We start from the raw sequence: 21,244 nt of genomic DNA, 5'->3' as shown, positions 1-21,244 counted from the left end.
GGCGAGTTGTTTGGCGATGTCGGGAAAACTATGGTGAAACCGACGCCTTGGCGCTGGGTACAGTGCGCCACTTCAACGGCAACGGCAGCGACGAATGAAGGTCCTGGTCCTCGGCAGCGGTGTCATCGGCACCTCGGTGGCTTACTACCTCGCGAAGTCGGGGCACGAGGTCGAGGTCGTCGACCGCCAGAGCGGCCCGGCGCTGGAAACGAGCTTCGGCAACGCCGGCGAGATCTCGCCGGGCTACTCCTCGCCCTGGGCCGGCCCGGGCGTGCCGGTGAAGGCCATCAAGTGGATGCTGATGCAGCACTCGCCGCTGGTCGTCAGCGCGCTGCTCGACCCGAAGATGTGGCGCTGGGGCATGGCGATGCTGGCCAACTGCAACGCCCGCGCCTATGCGCTCAACAAGAGCCGCATGGTGCCGATCGCCGAGTACAGCCGCGACTGCCTGAAGGCGCTGCGCGCCGAGACCGGCATCGAGTACGACGACCGCGCCCAGGGCACGCTGCAGCTGTTTCGCACCCAGAAGCAGCTCGACGGCATCGGCGGCGACGTCGAGGTGCTGCGCCAGTACGGCGTGCCCTTCGAGGTGCTGGACCGCGAGGGTTTCGTCAAGGTCGAGCCGGCGCTGGCGCTGACGAAGGACAAGTTCGTCGGTGCGCTGCGCCTGCCCAACGACGAGACCGGCGACTGCTTCAAGTTCACCAACCGCCTGGCCGAGATGGCGCGTGCGCTGGGCGTGCGCTTCCGCTTCGACACGACGGTGCAGGGTGTCGAAGTCAGCGGCGGCCGCGTCTCGGCGGTGCGCACGACGGCCGGCACGCTGACCGCCGACCGCGTCGTCGTCGCGCTCGGCAGCTTCTCGCCGCAGTGGATGAAGCCGCTGGGCCTCAGCCTGCCGATCTACCCGGTCAAGGGCTACTCGATCACGGTGCCGATCACCGACACCGCCGGCGCGCCGGAGTCGACGATCATGGACGAGACGCACAAGGTGGCGGTCACGCGCCTGGGCGACCGCATCCGCGTCGGCGGCACGGCCGAGCTCGGCGGCTTCGACCTGACGCTGCGCGGCGGCCGCCGGCGCACGCTGGAGCACGTCGTCACCGACCTGTTCCCGCGCGGCGGCGACGTCTCGCGCGCCGAGTTCTGGTGCGGTCTGCGCCCGATGACGCCCGACGGCACGCCGATCGTCGGCGAGACGCCGGTGCGCGACCTGCTGCTGGCCACCGGCCACGGCACGCTGGGCTGGACGATGGCCGCCGGCACCGGGCGCGTCATCGCCGACATCGTCTCGGGCCGACAGCCCGAGATCGACGTGCGGCCGCTGAACATCGCGCGCTACCGCTGATCGCCCCCGCGCCGGGGCGGCCGCGGGCCGCTCCCTAGAATCCGCGCCCATGGCAATCAAGCAGGGCAGTTACGCCGAAGCCTCGATCCGCGTGCTCAAGGGCCTGGAGCCCGTCAAGCAGCGGCCGGGCATGTACACGCGCACGGACAACCCGCTGCACGTCGTCCAGGAAGTCATCGACAACGCCGCCGACGAGGCGCTGGCGGGGTTCGGCAAGCGCATCGCGGTGACGCTGCACGCCGACGGCTCGGTGGCCGTCGAGGACGACGGCCGCGGCATCCCCTTCGGCCTGCACCCCGAGGAGCAGGTGCCGGTGCTGGAGATCGTCTACACGCGGCTGCACGCCGGCGGCAAGTTCGACAAGGGCTCGGGCGGCGCCTACAGCTTCTCCGGCGGCCTGCACGGCGTCGGCGTCAGCGTGACCAACGCGCTGGCGACGCGGCTGGAAGTGACGGTCTGGCGCGAAGGCCAGTGCGCGACGCTGGCCTTCGGCAACGGCGGCGACGTCGTCGAGCCGCTGGTGGTGCGCAAGGCGACGTCCGGCGAGCGCCGCCACGGCACGCGGGTGCGCGTCTGGCCCGACGCCAAGTATTTCGAGAGCCCCGAGCTGCCGCGCGGCGAGCTGCTGCACCTGCTGCGCAGCAAGGCCGTGCTGATGCCCGGCGTGACCGTCACGCTGACGACCGAGAAGAGCGGCGAGACCCAGACCTGGCGCTACGAGTCGGGCCTGCGCGACTACCTGATGCAGAGCCTGGCCGCCGAGCCGCTGATCCCGCTGTTCGAGGGCGCGCAGTACGCCGCCGCCAACGAGACCGAGAGCTTCGCCGAAGGCGAGGGCGCGGCCTGGTGCGTGGCCTTCACCGACGAAGGCACGACGCTGCGCGAGAGCTACGTCAACCTGATCCCGACGGTGGCCGGCGGCACGCACGAGTCGGGCCTGAAGGACGGCCTGTTCCAGGCGGTCAAGGGTTTCATCGAGCTGCACGCGCTGATGCCCAAGGGCGTCAAGCTGATGCCCGAGGACGTGTTCTCGCGCGCCAGCTTCGTGCTCTCGGCCAAGGTGCTGGACCCGCAGTTCCAGGGCCAGATCAAGGAGCGGCTGAACAGCCGCGACGCGCTGAAGCTCGTCGCCAGCTTCGTGCGCCCGGCGCTGGAGATCTGGCTCAACCAGCACGTCGAGTTCGGCAAGAAGCTCGCGGAACTGGTGATCCGCCAGGCGCAGACTCGCCAGCGTGCCGGCCAGAAGGTCGAGAAGAAGAAGGGCTCGGGCGTCGCCGTGCTGCCCGGCAAGCTGACCGACTGCGAGAGCCGCGACCTGAGCTTGAACGAGGTCTTCCTCGTCGAAGGCGACTCCGCCGGCGGCAGCGCCAAGATGGGCCGCGACAAGGAGACCCAGGCCATCCTGCCGCTGCGCGGCAAGGTGCTCAACGCCTGGGAGGTCGAGCGCGACCTGCTGTTCAAGAACAACGAGATCCACGACATCTCGGTAGCGCTGGGCGTCGACCCGCACGGCCCGGCCGACGAGCCCGACCTGTCCGGGCTGCGCTACGGCAAGGTCTGCATCCTGTCGGACGCCGACGTCGACGGCTCGCACATCCAGGTGCTGCTGCTGACGCTGTTCTTCCGCCACTTCCCGAAGCTGATCGAACGCGGTCACGTCTACGTCGCGCGGCCGCCGCTGTACCGCATCGACGCCCCGGCGCGCGGCAAGCGCCCGGCGGCCAAGCTCTATGCGCTGGACGACGGCGAGCTCGAGGCGGCGCTGGACAAGCTGCGCAAGGAAGGCGCACGCGAAGGTTCCTGGACCATCAGCCGCTTCAAGGGCCTGGGCGAGATGAACGCCGAGCAGCTCTGGGACACGACGCTGAACCCCGAGACGCGCCGACTGCTGCCGGTGGCCTTCGGCGCGCCGGGTTTCGACGCCACCGTCGAGCTCTTCACGCGGCTGATGGGCAAGGGCGAGGCGCAGGCGCGACGAGATCTGATGGAACTGCGCGCCGACGCGGTCGAGATCGACGTCTGATCCGGCGCCATCGAGCGTTCCCCGGACGCCGGGATCGGGGGTTGACGCTCCCGGCACCGGCCGGAAAAGTCATTTACTTCATCTGTTTGTGGCTTTTCTTTGCCGGAGTGAATCCATGACCCAGGTTTTCAAGCCGCTGCGCACCGCCGTCGTGCTGGCTGTCTCGGCGTTCGTGTGCAGCGCGGCCATGGCCGCGGCCAGTGCCGACTCGGGCAGCGTGCGCGTCATCGTCGCGTACAAGGCCGGTGCCGCCGCCAAGATCCGCAACGGCCTCGTCGCGCTCGGCGGCAAGGTGCGTGACGATCTGTCGGACGACAACGCGATCGCCATCAGCGTGCCCAAGGCCAAGCTCGCCAAGCTGAAGGCGCTGGCCGGCGTGGACTACGTCGAGGAAGACGTCGTCCACCACATCCTGGGCACGCGCAGCAACTCGATCAAGAGCCGCAAGGTCGCCGCCGCGGCGGCCTCCACCCAGACCGTGCCCTACGGCATCACGCTGGTGCAGGCCGACCAGGTCACCGGCACGCCGAAGTGGACGCCGAAGATCTGCATCGTCGACTCCGGCATCGACGCGACGCACGAAGACCTGGCGGGCAACAAGCTCGCGGGCCAGAACTTCTCCGGCTCCGGCAGCTGGAACACCGACGAGAACGCGCACGGCACGCACGTCGCCGGCACCATCGCCGCGCTGGACAACGGCCTGGGCGTCGTCGGCGTCAACGGCAAGAAGCAGGTCTCGCTGTACATCAGCAAGGTGTTCGATTCGACCGGCAGCGCCAGCTCGTCGACGATCACCAAGGCCATGAACGCCTGCGGCCGTGCCAAGGCCAACATCATCTCGATGTCGCTGGGTGCCAACAGCGCCAGCAAGACCGAGAAGCGCGCCATCGACCGCCTGGCCAAGAAGGGCATCCTGTTCGTCGCCGCCGCCGGCAACGACGGCACGACGGCCGTGTCCTACCCGGCGGGCTTCGACAACGTGATGTCGGTGGCCGCGGTCGACGAGAACAAGGCCTGGGCCTCGTTCTCGCAATACAACTCGACCGTCGACATCGCCGGCCCGGGCGTGGCCGTCGTCTCGACCGTGCCGCCCAACGTGCTGACGATGGGCGTGCTGAAGGTCGGCGGCGCCACCGTGCCGTCGCTGTCGATGGAAGGCGCGCCGGTCAAGGGCGCCACCGGCCCGCTGGCCGACTTCGGCTTCGGCGACGCGCCGGTGGCCGGCTCGATGACCGGCAAGATCTGCCTGATCTCGCGCGGCAACATCTCGTTCGCCGACAAGGTCGTCAACTGCCAGACCAGCGGCGGCATCGGCGCGGTCATCTACAACAACACCAGCGGCGAACTGGCCGGCACGATGGGCGACACCGTCACGACGATCCCGTCGGTCGGCATCACCCAGGCCGACGGCGCCACGCTGATGGGCCAGCTCGGCACCTCGACCTACGTCGCGATCGAGCCGGATCCGGCCAAGTACGCGTCGTTCAACGGCACCTCGATGGCCACGCCGCACGTCTCGGCCGTCGCCGGCCTGGTGTGGAGCTACTTCCCGAGCTGCACGGCGCAGCAGATCCGCACGACGCTGATCAACAGCGCGCTGGACATCGGCGACGCCGGCCGTGACGACAAGACCGGCGCCGGCCTCGTGCAGGCCAAGGCCGCGATCGACCGCATCACCGCGATGGGCTGCGGCAACTGAGCCGGGACGTGAGAGGCCGGAAGGCCTCTCGCGCCAGGCTCAGGCCCGAGCGCGATTTCACGCGCGAGGGCTGAGTTCCAGAACCGCCGGCCATGTCCGGCGGTTTTCTTTTGCACGGCGCCGAACTGCACCGTCGACACGGCGGTGTTCGCACGATCGCGGCGTACCGGCCGGCCTACGATGGGGCGATCGTGTCCCGTCCCGGCTCCCGTCTTCTTCATCTGCGCCCCGTCGCCCTGTCCTTGATGCTGGCCTGGGGCCCGGCCGCCCACGCCGAACTCTGGGGCTTCGTCGATGCCTACGGCGTCGCGCACTTCGCGCCGCGGGCCGTCGATGCGCGCTACCGCCTGGTGCATGCCGACGAAGCCGCCAGCGGCCCGCGTGTGCCGGGCAAACGCGACGGTGCCGATGCGCTGCTGACCTGGATGGAGATCGCGCCGGAGGTCAAGGCGCTGGTGCCCTGGGTGCGCGAGGCGGCGCGCACGCACGGTGTCGACGCCGAACTGCTGACGGCCATCATCGCCGTCGAGTCGGGCTTCCGCCGTGACGCCGTGTCGCCGCGCGGCGCGATCGGGCTGATGCAGATCACCGCCGTCACCGGCGACCGCTACGCGACGCCGGCCGAGCGCCGCCAGCCCGCGGCCGAACGCCTGCGCGACGCGCGCACCAACATCCACACCGGCGCGCGCATGCTCGCCGACCTGACGCGGCGCTACGGCCGCATCGATCTCGCGCTGGCCGCCTGGAACGCCGGCGAAGGCACGGTGCGCCGCGCCGGCGGCCTGCCGCGGCTGGCCGAGACCCGCGCCCACGTGCACCTGGTGCTCGAGCTGTACTGGGCGCTGCTGCAGCGCAGCCAGACGGCGCGCGCGACGCGGCTGGCGCTGGGCTGATCGGCGCCGCGCCGGCGCCACCCGGCGGCGTTTGCGAGAATCGCCGCCTTTCGAAGCCGAGCGGCCGCGAGCGCCGCCCGCACTGCATGCGAGATCTCTTCGACTTCACGGCGGCCGAACCCGCCGACACCATCACGCTGGCCGACTACGCCGAACGCGCCTACCTCGAGTACGCGCTGTCGGTCGTCAAGGGCCGCGCGCTGCCCGACGTCTGCGACGGCCAGAAGCCGGTGCAGCGGCGCATCCTCTACGCGATGCACCGCATGGGGCTGGGCTACAACGGCAACGTCGGCGCCAAGCCGGTGAAGAGCGCACGCGTCGTCGGCGACGTGCTCGGCCGCTACCACCCGCACGGCGACACCGCGGCCTACGACGCGATGGTGCGCATGGCCCAGGACTTCAGCCAGCGCTACCCGCTGGTCGACGGCCAGGGCAACTTCGGCAGCCGCGACGGCGACGGCGCCGCGGCGATGCGCTACACCGAAGCTCGGCTGGCGCCGATCGCGCGCCTGCTGCTCGAGGAGATCGACGAAGGCACGGTCGACTTCCAGCCCAACTACGACGGCTCGACCGAGGAGCCGCGCCAGCTGCCGGCGCGCCTGCCTTTCGTGCTGCTCAACGGCGCCTCGGGCATCGCCGTCGGCCTGGCCACCGAGATCCCCAGCCACAACCTGCGCGAGGTCGCGGCCGCCGCGGTCGAGCTGATCCGCGACCCGGCGCTGGCCGACGAGGCGCTCTACGCCACGCTGCCCGGCCCCGACTTCCCCGGCGGCGGCCAGATCATCAGCAGCGCCGCCGAGATCCGCGCCGCCTACGCCGGCGGCCGCGGCAGCCTGAAGGTGCGCGCGCGCTGGACGATCGAGGACCTGGCGCGCGGCCAGTGGCAGCTCGTCGTCAACGAGCTGCCGCCGGGCACCAGCGCCCAGCGTGTGCTCGAGGAGATCGAGGAGCTGACCAACCCCAAGCTGCGCCCCGGCAAGAAGGCGCTGACGCAGGAGCAGCAGCAGCTCAAGCAGACCGTGCTGTCGGTGCTGGACGCGGTGCGCGACGAGTCCAGCAAGGACGCGCCGGTGCGCCTGGTCTTCGAGCCCAAGAGCCGCACCGTCTCGCAGCAGGACCTGATCACGACGCTCTTGGCCAACACCAGCCTGGAGTGCAACTCGCCGGTCAACCTGACGATGGTCGGCGCCGACGGCCGGCCGACGCAGAAGAGCCTGCGCCAGATGCTGGAGGAGTGGATCGGCTTCCGCCAGCAGACGGTGCAGCGGCGCACGCGCCATCGCCTGGCCAAGGTGCTGGAGCGCATCCACGTGCTCGAAGGCCGGCAGCTGGTGCTGCTGAACATCGACGAGGTGATCCGCATCATCCGCGAGAGCGACGAGCCGCGCGCGGCGCTGATCGCGCGCTTCAATCTCAGCGAGCGCCAGGCCGACGACATCCTCGACCTGCGGCTGCGCCAGCTGGCGCGGCTGGAGGCGATCAAGATCGAGCAGGAGCTGAAGGACCTGCGCGAGCAGCAGGCCAAGCTCGAGGAGATCCTGGGCAGCCCGGCGGTGCTCAAGCGCACGCTGATCCGCGAGATCGAGGCCGACGCCAAGGCCTTCGGCGACGAGCGCCGCACGCTGATCCAGGAAGAGCGCCGCGCGGTCGCCGAGATCCGCGTCGTCGACGAGCCGGTGACGGTGGTCGTCAGCCAGAAGGGCTGGGTGCGGGCGCTGAAAGGCCACGAGGTGGAGCGTTCGACGCTGGGCTTCAAGGCCGGCGACGCGCTCTACGCCACCTTCGCCTGTCGCAGCGTCGACACGCTGCTGGTCTTCGGCGACCGTGGCCGGGTCTACAGCGTCGCCGTCTCGGCGCTGCCGGGCGGCCGCGGCGACGGCGTGCCGATCACGACGCTGATCGAGCTCGAAGCCGGCACCGCCATCGCCCACTACTGGGCCGGCGCTGCCGACACGACGCTGCTGCTGGCCAACAGCGGCGGCTTCGGCCTGCTGGCCAAGGCCGGCGACCTGCACGGCCGCCAGCGCGCCGGCAAGAGCTTCCTGACGCTGGAAGCCGGCGAACGTCCGCTCGAGCCCTGGGCCGTGGCCGCCGGCCAGGTCAACGCCGCCTGCCTGGCGGCCGACGGCCGGCTGCTGGTCTATCCGCTCGACGAACTCAAGCACCAGCCCAACGGCGGCCGCGGCCTGACGCTGATGGACGTCGACGCGGCGACGCCGCTGGTCGCGGTGGCGGCCTGCGCGCAGTCGGTGCTGGTCGTCGGCAGCGGCCGCGGCGGCAAGGCGCGCGACGAGGAGATCCGCAACAGCGCCTTCACCAGCTGCATCGGCAAACGCGCGCGCAAGGGCCGCAAGCTGGACGGCTTCCAGAAGGTCGCGGCGCTGCGCACCCCCGCAGCCTGAGGGGGCGGGGAGGGTGGCCGGCGTGACCTTCGTCACGCCGTGACGCCGTTTCCGGACGCGGGTCCCCGGAGCGCGGGGATGCCGCCGCTCGTAAGCAAAAGTATCGTCAATCCCTAACGGGAAGCTCCATCCCCAAGGACTCGACGATGTTCCAAGCTGCTCTCCGCGCCACCCTCGGCGCCGTCGCTTTCGCCGCCGCCTGCGGCAGTGCCCAGGCCGCCACCGTGACGCTCGACGGCTTTGCCTACGACCGCTCGCCGACCGTGCACACGTCGATGTACGACGGCCGCGCCGGCGCGTTCGCCGGCACGCTGAGCAACGCCGGCGCGTTCTCGACCGACGACTTCGTCACCTACTGCATCCAGCTGTCCGAGGCCGTCTCCTTCGGCAAGACCTACCAGTACGACATCGTCTCCGGCACGAGCTACTTCGGCGCCGCGAAGGCCGACCTGCTCGGCCGGGTGATGACCTACGCGAAGCTGAACCCGGACGGTTATTCCGGCGGCCTGAACGGCTGGGGCATGGTCGGCGCGCTGCAGCTGGCGATCTGGAACGTCGTCTACGACACCGATCTGAGCGTCACCAAGGGCGCCTTCGCCACCGACAACAACAACGCCTACGCCCGCGGCGCGAACATCATCCTGACCGGGGCGTCGAAGCTGACCGATTCGATCTACGACGTCTACGCGCTCAGCGCCAGGGGCGTGCAGGACCTTCTGCTGGTGTCGCTGAAGGACAGCGGCGGCGGCAGCGGCTCCAACGTGCCGGAACCCGGCACCGCCGCGCTAGCGCTGCTGGCGCTGGGCGCCGCCGGCGCCGGCCTGCGCCGCCGCAAGGCCTGAAGACGACGATCGCGGTTCGGGCGCGCGAGGCCTGCCGGCCTCGCACGTCCTGCCTCAGCGCTTCGGCTGCGCCATCACGGTGATGGCGCCCAGCGCCGACAGCGTGAACATCGCCAGGCTCCAGAACTCGTAAGGCAGACCGAAGAGCTTGGTCGCTGCGTCGGCGCAGCTGGTCATCGCCATGAAGAGGTCGGGGTAGCGTGCGTCCAGCCCGAGCGCGCCGATGATCTTCTCGGCCAGCGACAGGTCGCAGGAGGCCTGGCTGGCGGCGACGAAGTGCTGCCACAGCGCCGCGCCGATGCCGCAGCCGGCGAAGCCCAGCACCAGCAGCGCCCCGATGCGCCGGCCCAACGGCGAGTGCCAGACCAGCGCCAGCGCCGCCGCGGCGGCCAGCGCCAGGAAGATCAGGCGCTGCAGCACGCACCAGGGGCAGGGCTGCATGTTCCAGGCGTGCTGGGTGTAGTACGCCGCCCCGACGGCCGCGGGGCCGCCGAGTGCGATCGCGCCCAGCACCAGATCGGCGCGCTTCATAGCTGGCTCCCCGCGGTCGACCATGAATGGATTCGCGAGCGCGTCAAGCAAACGCCGCGGAACCGGCTCTGCCGGGCCGCTGGCGTTGCCCCCCCGGGGGGGAGCGCCGCAGGCGCTACGGGGGGGATCACTTCAGCTCGGCGATGAGCTCGATCTCGACGCAGGCGCCCAGCGGGATCTGGGCGACGCCGAAGGCGCTGCGTGCATGGGCGCCGATCTCGGCGCCGAAGACCTCGACGAAGAGCTCGCTGGCGCCGTTGGTCACCAGGTGCTGCTCGGTGTAGGTCGGGGTGCTGTTCACCAGGCTCATCACCTTGACGATGCGGGCCACGTTCTCGAGCCCGTTGGCGGCGACGGCCAGCGTGCCCAGCAGGTCGATGGCGATGGCGCGCGCCGCGGACTGGCCTTCGGCGGTCGTCATCGTCAGGCCGAGCTGGCCGACCCAGGGCTTGGCGTCGCGCTTGGCGATGTGGCCGGAGATGAAGACGAGCTTGCCGGTCTGCACGAAAGGCACGTAGGCGGCGGCAGGCACGGCGACGGCGGGCAGCGTGATGCCCAGCTGGTTGAGGCGGTCTTGAATGCTCATGGTGGGCTCGGAGGGCACGCCTTCGGGGGTGCCCGTCGTGGGAACGGGCCATCCTACACTGGGCCGATATGGGCCGTGACGAGCCTGCGGCACGAGGGTGGTGGGCGCCGGCAGCCGGCTGGCTGGCCGGCACGCTGGCGCAGCTGCAGCAGGCGGCGCTGGCCTCCGAGGCCCACCGGGCGCTGCTGGCGGCCGCCGCGGCCGTCGTCCTGATGCTCGCCTGGCGCTGCCGGCGGCCGGGCTGGCGCCACGCCGGCTGGGCGCTCGCTGCCGCGGCCCTGGCGTTCGCCGCCACCGACTGGCGTGCCGCCCGGCGGCTCGACGAGCGCCTGGCGCCGCCGCTCGCCGGCGCCGAACTCGTGCTGACCGGCGTCGTCGTGCGCCTGCCGGCGGTGCACGCCGGCGGCGTGCGTTTCGTCGTCGACACCGAGCGCGCCGCCACGCCCGACGGCCGGTCGGTCACGGTCCCGCCGCGCATCGTGCTCGGCTGGTACGCCGACGGCGACGCGCGCCCGCCGCTGCCGCAGGTCGGCGAACGCTGGCACTGGGGCGTGAAGCTCAAGCCGCCGCACGGCGTGCTCAACCCGCACGGCTTCGACGCCGAGCTGGCCTGGTTCCTCCAGGGCGTCGGCGCCACCGGCAGCGTGCGCGGCTCGCCGCCGCCGCAGCGGCTGGCGGTGGACGCCGCCGCGCCGCTGGAGCGCTGGCGCCAGCGGGTGCGCGACGCGATCTTCCGGCAGGTCGCCGACCCCGCCGCCGCCGGCGTGCTGGCGGCGTTGGCGATCGGCGACCAGGCCGCCATCGATCGCGAGGACTGGGACGTCTTCCGCCTGACCGGCGTCGCCCATCTGATGAGCATCTCCGGATTGCACGTGACGATGTTCGCCTGGCTGGCCGGCGCGCTGCTGGGGCGGCTGTGGCGGCTCAGCGGACGCGGCCTGCTCGTGCTGCCGGCGCCGCAGGCGGCGCGCTGGGGCGGGCTGGCCTGCGCTGCGGCCTACGCGCTGGCCGCCGGCTGGGGCGTGCCGGCGCAGCGCACGGTCGGCATGCTGGCCACCGTCGTCGTGCTGCGCAGCCTGGGCCGGCGCTGGCCGCTGCCGGCGGTGCTGCTGGCCGCGGCGCTGGCCGTCGTGATGCTCGACCCCTGGGCGCCGCTGCAGCCGGGCTTCTGGCTGTCCTTCGTCGCGGTGGCGCTGCTGGCGGTGTCCGAACCGGCTCACACCGCAAGGCCGGCGGCGGTCGACGATCCGCGCCCCTGGCAGCGCCGCTGGGCCGCGCTGCGCCAGGCCGCGCGCGGCGGGCTGCGCACCCAGGCGGTGGCGACCGTCGGCCTGGCGCCGCTGTCGATGCTGTTCTTCCAGCAGCTCTCGGCGGTCGGTTTCGCTGCCAACCTGGTCGCGATCCCGCTGGTGACGCTGGTCGTCACGCCGCTGGCGCTGGCCGGCGTGCTGCTGCCGCCGCTGTGGAGCCTGGCGGCGCTGCTGGTCGACGCGCTGCGTGCGCTGCTGGCGGCGATGGCGGCGTGGCCGGGGGCCTCGTGGACGGCGGCCGCGGCGCCGCCCTGGGCGGTCGCCTGCGGGCTGCTGGGCGGCCTGCTCGCGGTGCTGCCGCTGCCCTGGCGGCTGCGCTGGCTGGCCGTGCCGCTGATGCTGCCGCTGCTGGCGCCGCCGGTGCCGCGGCCGGCCGAGGGGCGTTTCGAACTCGTCGCCGCCGACGTCGGCCAGGGCAGCGCGCTGCTCTTGCGCACCGCGCGCCATCTGCTGGTCTTCGACGCCGGCCCGCGCTGGGGGCCCGAGGCCGATGCCGGCTCGCGTGTGCTCGTGCCGCTGCTGCGTGCGCGCGGCGAGCGCCGCATCGATGTGCTGATGCTCAGTCACCGCGACAGCGACCACGTCGGCGGTGCCGCCGCGCTGCTGGCGGCGCTGCCGGTCGGCGAGCTCGTCGGCTCCTTGCCCGACGGCCACCCGCTGCTCGGTGCCGTGCCGCACCGGCGCTGCACGGCCGGCGAGCGCTGGACCTGGGACGGCGTCGACTTCGAGATCCTGCACCCGCCGGCCGGCATGGTGATCGCCGACGCGGCGTCCAACGCGACGAGCTGCGTTCTGCGTGTGCGCGGTGCCACCGTCAGTGTGCTGCTGCCCGGCGACCTGCCGGCGGCACAGGAGCTGGCGCTGGTCGCCGCCGGCGCGTCGCTGACGGCCGAGGTGCTGGTCGTGCCGCACCACGGCAGCCGCAGTTCATCGAGCGACGGCTTCATCGACGCGGTCTCTCCGCGCGTCGCCGTCGTGCAAGCCGGCTACCTGAACCGCTTCGGCCATCCTGCGCCGGAGGTGAGCGCGCGCTTCGTCGGGCGCGGCATCGAACTCGTGCGCAGCGACGCCTGCGGCGCCTGGACGCTGGCCGCCGACGGCCAGGCGCAGTGCGAACGTGAGCGCTCGCGCCGCTACTGGCATCATCGGCCGTCGCCGCCCTGATCCTGCCTGCACCGTGTCCGCCACCGCCGAGTCGCTGTTCGCCCAAGGCACCGATGCGCTCGCGCGCGGCGACCTGGCCGCCGCGGAGACCGCGCTGCGCGAGGCGATCGTGCTGCAGCCGCTGCTGGCCGAGGCCCACGCCAACCTGGGGCTGGCGCTCGAACGCGCCGGCCGGCCCGACGAGGCCGAAGCTGCCTACCGCGAAGCGCTGGCGATCGCGCCGCAGGCCGCGCCGATCTGGGGCTTGCTGGGCACGCTGCAGCTGATGCGCCGGCGCCGGCTCGACGCCGAAGCTGCGCTGACGCGCGCGGTGGCGCTGGACCCGCAGTCGCCCGCCGCCTGGACGCACCTCGGCCTGCTGCATGCCCTGGGCGGCGTCGCCCGCCTGGCCGAGGGCTGCCACCGCCGTGCGCTCGAACTCGACCCCGGCCACGCCGACGCGACGCTGAACCTGGCGACGCTGCTGCTGCGCCAGGGCCGCTGGGACGAAGGCTGGCCGCTGTTCGAGCGCCGCGGCTGGTACGCCGCGCTGGCCGCCCGGCTGCCGATGCCGCGCTGGGGCGGCGAGCCGCTGGCCGGGCGTTCGCTGCTGATCGGCGTCGAGGCCGGCCTGGGCGACATGATCCAGTTCGTGCGTTATGCCGCCATCGCCAAGGCCGCCGGCGCCGGGCGTGTCGGCGTGCTCGCCTATCCGCCGCTGGCGCGGCTGTTCGCCGGCGCCGACGGCGTCGACGAGGTCGTGCCGCTGTCGGCGGAGGTCGCGCCGGGCGACTGGGACCTCTGGGCGCCGCCGATGAGCCTGCCGCTGCACTTCGGCACGCGGGTCGACAAGGTGCCGGCGATGCTGCCCTACCTGCGGCCCGACCCGGCCTTGGTCGCACACTGGCGCGCCGTGCTCGGCGACGCCGGCGGCCGCCGCCGCATCGGTCTGGTCTGGCGCGGCAGCGCCGGCTTCGAGACCGACGCCTGGCGTTCGCTGCCCTCGCTGGCCACGCTGGCGCCGCTGGCTGCGCTGCCCGGCGTGCAGCTCGTCAGCCTGCAGAAGGGTGCCGGCGAAGACGAGGCCGCCGCGCCGCCGTTCGAGCTGCTGAACCCGATGCCCGCCGTCGCCGACCTGGCCGACACCGCGGCCCTCGTCGAGAACCTGGACCTCGTCGTCAGCGTCGACACCGCCGTCGCGCACCTGGCCGGCGCGCTGGGCACGCCCTGCGCGTTGCTGCTGCCCGACTTCAACGTCGACTGGCGCTGGCTCGAAGGCCGCGCCGACACGCCCTGGTACCCGGGCGTGATGCGGCTCTTCCGCCGCCCGGCCGTCGGTCGCTGGGACGACGCGGTGGCCGAGCTGCGGGCCGAACTCGAAGCGGCGCTGGGCTGAGCGTCACCGGCGCGCTGGCATCATCGCCGCAGCCCGCGCTGCGTCCCGTGGCCCGGCACTTGCAACACCGTGGCATCCCGCCGCAGGAGCTCCGTCCGTGTCCATCCACGTCGCGCTGAACCACGTCACGCACTACCGCTACGACCGCCGCGTCGGGCTCTCGCCGCAGGTCGTGCGTCTGCGCCCGGCGCCGCACTGCCGCACGCCCATCGTCTCGTACTCGCTGCGCATCGAGCCCGGCGAGCACTTCGTCAACTGGCAGCAGGACCCGTTCGCCAACCACCTGGCGCGGCTGGTGTTCCCGGAGAAGACGACCGAGTTCAAGGTTACCGTCGACCTGGTGGCCGAGATGTCGGTCTACAACCCGTTCGACTTCTTCCTCGAACCCGAGGCCGAGAACTTCCCGTTCGCCTACGCGCCCGAGCTGGCACACGACCTCGCGCCCTACCTGGCGCGCGACGAGGCGACGCCGCTGTTCGCCGAGTTCGTCGCCAGCATCCCGCGCGAACGCGTGCGCACGATCGACTTCTTGGTCGAGATCAACCGCCGGCTGCAGCGCGACATCGGCTACCTGATCCGCCTGGAGCCCGGCGTGCAGACGCCCGAGGAGACGCTGGCGAAGAAGTCCGGCTCCTGCCGCGACACCGGCTGGCTGCTGGTGCAGGCGCTGCGCCACTGCGGCCTGGCGGCGCGTTTCGTCTCCGGCTACCTGATCCAGCTGAAGCCCGACGTGAAGTCGCTCGACGGCCCGAGCGGCGCCGAGACCGACTTCACCGACCTGCACGCCTGGTGCGAGGTCTACCTGCCGGGCGCCGGCTGGATCGGCCTGGACCCGACCTCGGGCCTGCTGGCCGGCGAAGGCCACATCCCGGTGGCCTGCACGCCCGAACCCTCGACCGCGGCGCCGGTCTCGGGCGCGGTCGACCCCTGCGAGGTCGAGTTCGGCCACACGATGCAGGTCACGCGCGTGCACGAGTCGCCGCGTGTCACCAAGCCCTACACCGAGGACCAGTGGCAGGACGTGCTGGCGCTCGGCGAGGCGGTGGACCGCGAACTCGAAAGCGGCGACGTGCGATTGACGATGGGCGGCGAACCGACCTTCGTCTCGGTCGACGACCGCGACGGTGCCGAATGGAACACCGACGCGCTGGGCCCCACCAAACGCGGCCTGGCGACCGAACTCGTGCACCGGCTGCGCGCGCACTACGGCGAAGGCGGTTTCCTGCACTTCGGCCAGGGCAAGTGGTATCCCGGCGAGCAGCTGCCGCGCTGGGCGCTGACGATCGCCTGGCGCGCCGACGGCCAGCCCTGCTGGCACGACGCCTCGCTGTTCGCCGACGAACGCGACACGCACGCCTATACGGTGGCCGACGCCGAACGTTTCGGCGCCGCGCTGGCGCGCCGGCTGGGCCTGGACCCGAAGTGGCTGATGCCCGGCCACGAAGACGCCTGGTACTACCTCTGGCGCGAGCGCCGGCTGCCGACCAACGTCGACCCCTTCGACTCGCGCCTGGACGACGAGCTGGAGCGTGCACGCCTGCGCCGTGTCTTCAGCGCCGGGCTGGACGCCGTCACCGGCTACGCCTTGCCGTTGCGCCGCGAGTGGTTCGCCGGCGCCGCGGGGCCGGAATGGATCAGCGGCCCGTGGTTCCTGCGCGACGAGCGCCTGTACCTCATCCCCGGCGACTCGCCGATGGGCTGGCGCCTGCCGCTCGATTCGCTGCCCTGGGCGGAGGCCGGCGACCAGCCGGCCTCGTTCGCGCCCGACCCGTTCGCGCCGCAGGCGCCGCTGCCGGTGCCGGCCAGCGTGCGCGCCCAGCCGCGCGGCTGGGACGCGCACCGCGAAGGCGGCGGTTTCGCCGAAGGCGGCGCGGTCGCCTGGCGCGCGCTCGACGGCGGCCCGGTCGACACCGGCTTCGTCGCCCAGGTGCCGCACCTGCCGGTGCCGGCGCCCGATCGCCCGCTGGACAGCCGCCCCGAGCGCCGCGAGTCGGCCGGCTGGATCACGCGCACCGCGCTGTGTGTCGAGGTGCGCGACCCGCAGCGCGCCAACGGCCCCAGGGCCGAGGCCGAGCATGGTGGCCAGAGCGGCGTGCTCTACGTCTTCATGCCGCCGCTGCAGCACCTGGAGGACTACCTGGACCTGCTGGCCGCGGTCGAAGCGACCTGCGCCGAGCTGGGCGTCAAGATCGTGCTCGAAGGCTACCCGCCGCCGCGCGACGCGCGCCTGAAGACGCTGGCGGTGACGCCCGACCCCGGCGTCATCGAGGTCAACATCCACCCGGCACGCGACTGGGCCGAGCTCGTCGAGCACACCGAGTTCCTCTACGACGCCGCGCACCGCACGCGGCTGTCGACCGAGAAGTTCATGCTCGACGGCCGCCACACCGGCACCGGCGGCGGCAACCACTTCGTGCTCGGCGGCGCGACGCCGGCCGACAGCCCCTTTCTGCGCCGGCCCGACCTGCTGGCCAGCCTGCTGGCCTACTGGCACAACCACCCCAGCCTCAGCTACCTGTTCAGCGGCCTGTTCATCGGCCCGACCAGCCAGGCGCCGCGCATCGACGAGGCACGCAACGACCAGGTCTACGAGCTGGAGATCGCGCTGGCCGAGCTGGAGCGCCGCATCGCCGAAGAAGGCGGCGAAGTGCCGCCGTGGCTCGTCGACCGCAGCTTGCGCAACCTGCTGATCGACGTCACCGGCAACACCCACCGCAGCGAGTTCTGCATCGACAAGCTGTATTCGCCCGACGGCCCGACCGGCCGCCTGGGGCTGCTGGAGCTGCGTGCCTTCGAGATGCCGCCGCATGCGCGCATGAGCCTGGCGCAGCAGCTGCTGCTGCGTGCGCTCGTCGCCTGGTTCTGGCGCGAGCCCTACACCGGCCGCGGCGCGACGCGGCTGACGCGCTGGGGCACCGCGCTGCACGACCGTTTCCTGCTGCCGACCTTCGTTCAGCTGGACTTCGACGACGTCATCGCCGAGCTGAACCGCGCCGGCTTCGATTTCGACGCCGCCTGGTTCGCGCCGCACTTCGAGTTCCGCTTCCCGCTGATCGGCGAGGTCGCGGCGCTGGGCGTCAACCTGACGCTGCGCACCGCGCTCGAACCCTGGCACGTGATGGGCGAGGAGGGCGCGGTCGGCGGCACGGTGCGCTACGTCGACTCGTCGCTGGAGCGGCTGGAGCTGAAGGTCACTGGCCTCAACGACAACCGCCACGTCGTCACCGTCAACGGCCGCGCGGCGCCGCTGCAGCCCACCGGGCGCAGCGGCGAGTACGTCTGCGGCGTGCGCTACCGCGCCTGGGCGCCGCCGTCGGCGCTGCACCCGACGATCCCGCAGCATGCGCCGCTGACGGTGGACCTCGTCGACCGCTGGCTGGAGCGCTCGCTGGGCGGCTGCCGCTACCACGTCGCGCACCCGGGCGGGCGCAACTACGAGACCTTCCCGGTCAACGCCTACGAGGCCGAGAGCCGGCGCCTGGCGCGTTTCTTCCGCTTCGGCCACACGCCCGGCACGCTGAAGGTCGAGCCGGCGGCGCCCAGCCTGGAGTTCCCGTTCACGCTGGACCTGCGCCGCGGCTGAACGCCGTGGCAGGATCGCGCCGGTGAACGCCTCGCAGAGCACGCTGCCATTCGACCCCGACGCCGCCGCCGGCGGTGCGCTCGGCCTGTTCGTCGAGCGTGCCCTGCCGGCCGAGCCCGGCGTCTGGGACGAACTGCGTGCCGGCGACGGCAGCGTGCGGCCGGCCTGGCGGCAGTTCGCCGACTGGATGCCCGAGCCCGCCGGCGCCGACCTGGCCGCCGACCTCGACCGGCGCCTGCTGCAGATCGCGCAGCAGATCCGCCTGGACGGCGTCACGCACAACGTCTTCGACGACCAGGGCGCGCCGATGCGGCCCTGGTCGCTGGAGCTGCTGCCGCTGTTGATCGAGCCCGCCGACTGGGCCGAGATCGAGGCCGGCGTGACGCAGCGCGCGGCGCTTCTGGAGCGTGTGCTCGACGACCTCTACGGCGCACGCCGCCTGCTCGCCGAAGGCCTGCTGCCGCCGGCGCTGGCGCTGCGCCATCCGGGCTACCTGCGGCCGATGATCGGCGCGCGTGTGCCGGGCGGCCTGCGCCTGCACATCGTCGCCTTCGACCTCGCGCGCGGCCCCGACGGCCGCTGGTGGGTCGTCGCCCAGCGCACGCAAGGGCCTTCGGGCCTGGGCTACGTGCTGCACAACCGGCTGCTGGTCTCGCGCCAGTTCCCCGACGCCTTCCGCGAGCTGCGTGTGCAGCATCTGGCGGCCAGCTACCGGCGCCTGCTCGACACGGTGGAGGCCGCGGCGCACGAAGTCGCCGGCGGCGCCACGCCGCGTGTCGCGCTGCTGACGCCGGGGCCTTACAGCGAGACCTATTACGAACACGCCTACCTCGCGCGCTACCTTGGCCTGCCGCTGGTCGAAGGCGGCGACCTGACGGTGCGCGACGAGCGGGTCTTCCTGAAGACCGTCGAAGGCCTGGAGCCGGTGCACGCGCTGCTGCGCCGCCTGGACGACGACTGGTGCGACCCGCTGGAACTGCGCCCCGACTCGACGCTGGGCGTGCCCGGGCTGCTGCAGGCCGCACGCGCCGGCAGCGTCGTGATGGCCAACGCGCTGGGCAGCGCCTTCCTCGAATCGCCGGCGGTGCAGGGCTTCCTGCCCGGCATCTGCGAGCGCCTGACCGGCGAGCCGCTGCGCATGCCGGCGCTGCCGACCTGGTGGTGCGGCGAAGCCGCCGCCTGGCGCGACGTGCGCGACAAGCTCGACGGCAAGTTCGTGCGCAGCACCTTCCCGCGCGCCGGGCGCACGTCGCAGGTGCACGAGGCGCACCAGCTGCGTGTCGACGAAGACCCCGACGCCTGGACGATCCAGGGCCGGCTGCGTTTCTCGCGTGCGCCGATCTGGGGCGGCGGCGCGCTGAACCCGCGCCCGGCGATGGTGCGTGTCTACGCGATCGCCGAAGGCGGCGGCCGCTGGCACGTGCTGCCCGGCGGCATGACGCGTGTCTCGCGCCGCGAGGACGCCTCGGTGTCGATGCAGCGCGGCGGCTCCAGCCTGGACACCTGGGTGCTGACCGACGGCCCGGTCGACACCTTCTCGATGCTGCCGCGCCGGCTGGAGGTCGACGACATCGCCGCGCGGCGCCGGCCGGTGTCCAGCCGCACCGGCGAGAACCTGTTCTGGCTCGGCCGCTACACCGAGCGCACCGAGCAGCTGGTGCGCCTGGCGCGTGCGACGCTGCTGCAGATCGACGCCGAGAGCGACGCCGACCTCGCGGTGCAGCGTGCGCTGTCGGCGATGGCCGTGAGCGGCGGCCTGACGCCGCCGGGCGTGCCGACGCTGGAGCAGTCGGCCTCGCGTTTCGAGCGTGCGCTGCTGGGCGCGCTGGGCGACGCCGAAGGCGCCTGGAGCGTGGCCTTCAACCTGCGCGCGCTGGAGCAGGCTTCGCAGGCGCTGCGCGAGCGCCTGTCCTCCGAACAATGGGGGCTGATCCGCTCGATGCGCGAGGCCTTCCAGGCCAGCTTCACCGGCGGCCCGACGCGCCCGCCGCCGCTGCCCGAGGTGCTGCCGGCGCTCGACCGCCTGGCGCTGCGCCTGGCCGCGGTGACCGGCGTGCAGACCGACCGCATGACACGCGATCACGGCTGGCGGCTGCTGGCCGTCGGCCGGCTGCTGGAGCGCCTGATCGGCCTGACCTCGCGGCTGGAAGCGCTGCTGCAGGCCGGCGCGCTGGCCAGCGCCGCCGGCGTCGACCTGCTGCTGGAGCTGTTCGACAGCGCGATCACCTTCCGCGCGCGCTACCAGCGCCACGAAGACCTGCTGGCGCTGGCCGACCTGCTGGTCTTCGACGACTCCAACCCGCGCGGCTACGCCGGCGTGCTGCGCCGGCTGCGCACCGAGCTGCGCAAGCTGCCGCTGGACGATGCCGGCGTCGAGACGCTGCTGGCGCGGCTGCCGGCCGACGGTGTCGGGCTGACGCTGGAGTCGCTGCGCGGCGCCAGCGACGCGGCGATCGTCGAGCGCCTGCTGGCGCTGTCGGTGTCGCTGCGCGCGGCGGCGATGGCGCTGGCCGACGACGTCGGCACGCGTTTCTTCACGCTGGCGCACGGACAGGACCAACGCGTGTGACCGAGCTCGAGGTCGTCCACGAGACACGCTACGACTACGCCGCGCCGGTGACGCTGGCGCACCACCTGGCGCATCTGCGGCCGCTGGACGACGCCGGCCAGCGCCTGCTGGCGCACGAGCTGGAGGTCGAGCCCGGGCCGCAGCAGCGCCGCGACGACGGCGACGCCTTCGGCAACCGGCAGAGCCACTTCACGCTGCTGCGCCCGCACCGTGCGCTGCTCGTGCGCGCGACGAGCCGGGTGCGGGTCGCGGCGCGTTTCGGCGCGCTGCAGGCGGCGCGTTCGCCGGCCTGGGATGCGTTGGCGGCGCGGCTGCGCTACGTCGCGCGTGCGCCGTTCGAGCCGGCGGTGGAGTTCGTGCTGCCTTCGCCCTACGTGCCGCGGCTGGAGCCGCTGCGCGCCTGGGCCGCGCCCTCGTGTGCGCCGGGCCGGCCGGTCGCCGAGCTGGCGATCGAACTGATGCGCCGGCTGCACCGCGAGTTCGAGTACGAGAGCCGCAGCACCGAGGTCGACACGCCGCTGGCCCAGGCCTTCGCGCAGCGCCGCGGCGTCTGCCAGGACTTCGCCCACCTGCTGGCCGGCGCCTTGCGCATGCACGGCCTGCCGGCGCGTTATGTCAGCGGCTACCTGCTGACGCGCGGCCCCGAGGACGGCGCGGCGATGGTCGGCGCCGACGCCTCGCACGCCTGGGTCCAGGCCTGGTGCCCCGACACGCCGGGTGTCGACGGCGACTGGCTGGACCTGGACCCGACCAACGACCTGGTGCCCGGCAGCGGCCACGTGCGTGTCGCCGTCGGCCGCGACTTCGGCGACGTGACGCCGCTGCGTGGCGTGATCCGCGGCGGAGGACAGCACACGCTGGCCGTCGGCGTCACGACACGGGTGGTGGGTCCGGTTGTTGCTAACCCCGGTTGAAGAGG

Annotated in this window: 13 protein-coding genes; 11 read left to right on the top strand and 2 right to left on the bottom strand. The window is 72.7% G+C overall.

Features of this window, described 5'->3' with window-relative positions:
• Positions 1 to 94 precede the first annotated feature (94 nt).
• From RGE_RS16950 to RGE_RS24425, 6 genes are all read left to right on the top strand, one after another.
• Positions 95 to 1,348: a D-amino acid dehydrogenase gene (locus tag RGE_RS16950; protein WP_014429674.1), complete on the top strand. Its 1,254-nt coding sequence runs from the start codon at positions 95 to 97 to the stop codon at positions 1,346 to 1,348.
• A 49-nt stretch (positions 1,349 to 1,397) separates the two neighbouring features.
• Entirely contained in the window at positions 1,398 to 3,371 is a 1,974-nt protein-coding gene (locus RGE_RS16945) for a DNA topoisomerase IV subunit B (protein WP_014429673.1), read from the top strand.
• A 115-nt stretch (positions 3,372 to 3,486) separates the two neighbouring features.
• The gene (locus RGE_RS16940; RefSeq protein WP_014429672.1) at positions 3,487 to 5,070 is read left to right on the top strand and encodes a S8 family serine peptidase; all 1,584 of its coding nucleotides are present in this window, start codon (positions 3,487 to 3,489) and stop codon (positions 5,068 to 5,070) included.
• A gap of 191 nt (positions 5,071 to 5,261) precedes the next feature.
• A complete protein-coding gene (locus tag RGE_RS16935) occupies positions 5,262 to 5,963 on the top strand; it encodes a lytic transglycosylase domain-containing protein (protein ID WP_232504946.1) in 702 nt (233 codons plus the stop codon).
• Between the two features lie 86 nt (positions 5,964 to 6,049).
• A complete protein-coding gene (parC, locus tag RGE_RS16930) occupies positions 6,050 to 8,365 on the top strand; it encodes a DNA topoisomerase IV subunit A (protein WP_014429670.1) in 2,316 nt (771 codons plus the stop codon).
• Positions 8,366 to 8,511: 146 nt separating this feature from the next.
• Positions 8,512 to 9,207 (top strand): PEP-CTERM sorting domain-containing protein, encoded by a 696-nt coding sequence (locus RGE_RS24425; protein WP_014429669.1) that lies wholly within the window; start codon positions 8,512 to 8,514, stop codon positions 9,205 to 9,207.
• Positions 9,208 to 9,261: 54 nt separating this feature from the next.
• Here the strand turns inward: RGE_RS24425 and RGE_RS16920 are convergent, their stop codons facing one another.
• A complete protein-coding gene (locus RGE_RS16920) occupies positions 9,262 to 9,738 on the bottom strand; it encodes a disulfide bond formation protein B (protein ID WP_014429668.1) in 477 nt (158 codons plus the stop codon).
• Between the two features lie 127 nt (positions 9,739 to 9,865).
• Positions 9,866 to 10,324 carry a RidA family protein gene (locus RGE_RS16915; protein ID WP_014429667.1) on the bottom strand — a complete coding sequence of 153 codons (459 nt, stop codon included), beginning with the start codon at positions 10,322 to 10,324 and terminating at the stop codon, positions 9,866 to 9,868.
• 68 nt (positions 10,325 to 10,392) lie between these two features.
• Here RGE_RS16915 and RGE_RS16910 point away from each other — a divergent pair, with 68 nt between their 5' ends.
• The 5 genes from RGE_RS16910 to RGE_RS16890 all read left to right on the top strand — a co-directional run bounded on the left by RGE_RS16910 (position 10,393) and on the right by RGE_RS16890 (position 21,239).
• Complete coding sequence (locus tag RGE_RS16910; RefSeq protein WP_014429666.1) at positions 10,393 to 12,798, top strand: DNA internalization-related competence protein ComEC/Rec2; 2,406 nt, start codon at positions 10,393 to 10,395, stop codon at positions 12,796 to 12,798.
• 13 nt (positions 12,799 to 12,811) lie between these two features.
• Entirely contained in the window at positions 12,812 to 14,173 is a 1,362-nt protein-coding gene (locus tag RGE_RS16905; protein ID WP_014429665.1) for a tetratricopeptide repeat protein, read from the top strand.
• Between the two features lie 97 nt (positions 14,174 to 14,270).
• Complete coding sequence (locus RGE_RS16900) at positions 14,271 to 17,756, top strand: transglutaminase family protein (protein WP_014429664.1); 3,486 nt, start codon at positions 14,271 to 14,273, stop codon at positions 17,754 to 17,756.
• A 22-nt stretch (positions 17,757 to 17,778) separates the two neighbouring features.
• Entirely contained in the window at positions 17,779 to 20,325 is a 2,547-nt protein-coding gene (locus RGE_RS16895; protein WP_014429663.1) for a circularly permuted type 2 ATP-grasp protein, read from the top strand.
• On the top strand, positions 20,322 to 21,239 hold the full coding sequence (locus tag RGE_RS16890; RefSeq protein WP_014429662.1) for a transglutaminase family protein: 918 nt from the start codon (positions 20,322 to 20,324) through the stop codon (positions 21,237 to 21,239). Before RGE_RS16895 ends, RGE_RS16890 begins: the two co-directional genes overlap by 4 nt.
• Positions 21,240 to 21,244 lie beyond the last annotated feature (5 nt).

This window comes from Rubrivivax gelatinosus IL144 (genome assembly GCF_000284255.1).
Lineage (GTDB): Bacteria > Pseudomonadota > Gammaproteobacteria > Burkholderiales > Burkholderiaceae_C > Rubrivivax > Rubrivivax gelatinosus_A.
This window is presented reverse-complemented; position numbering and strand designations above follow the sequence as displayed.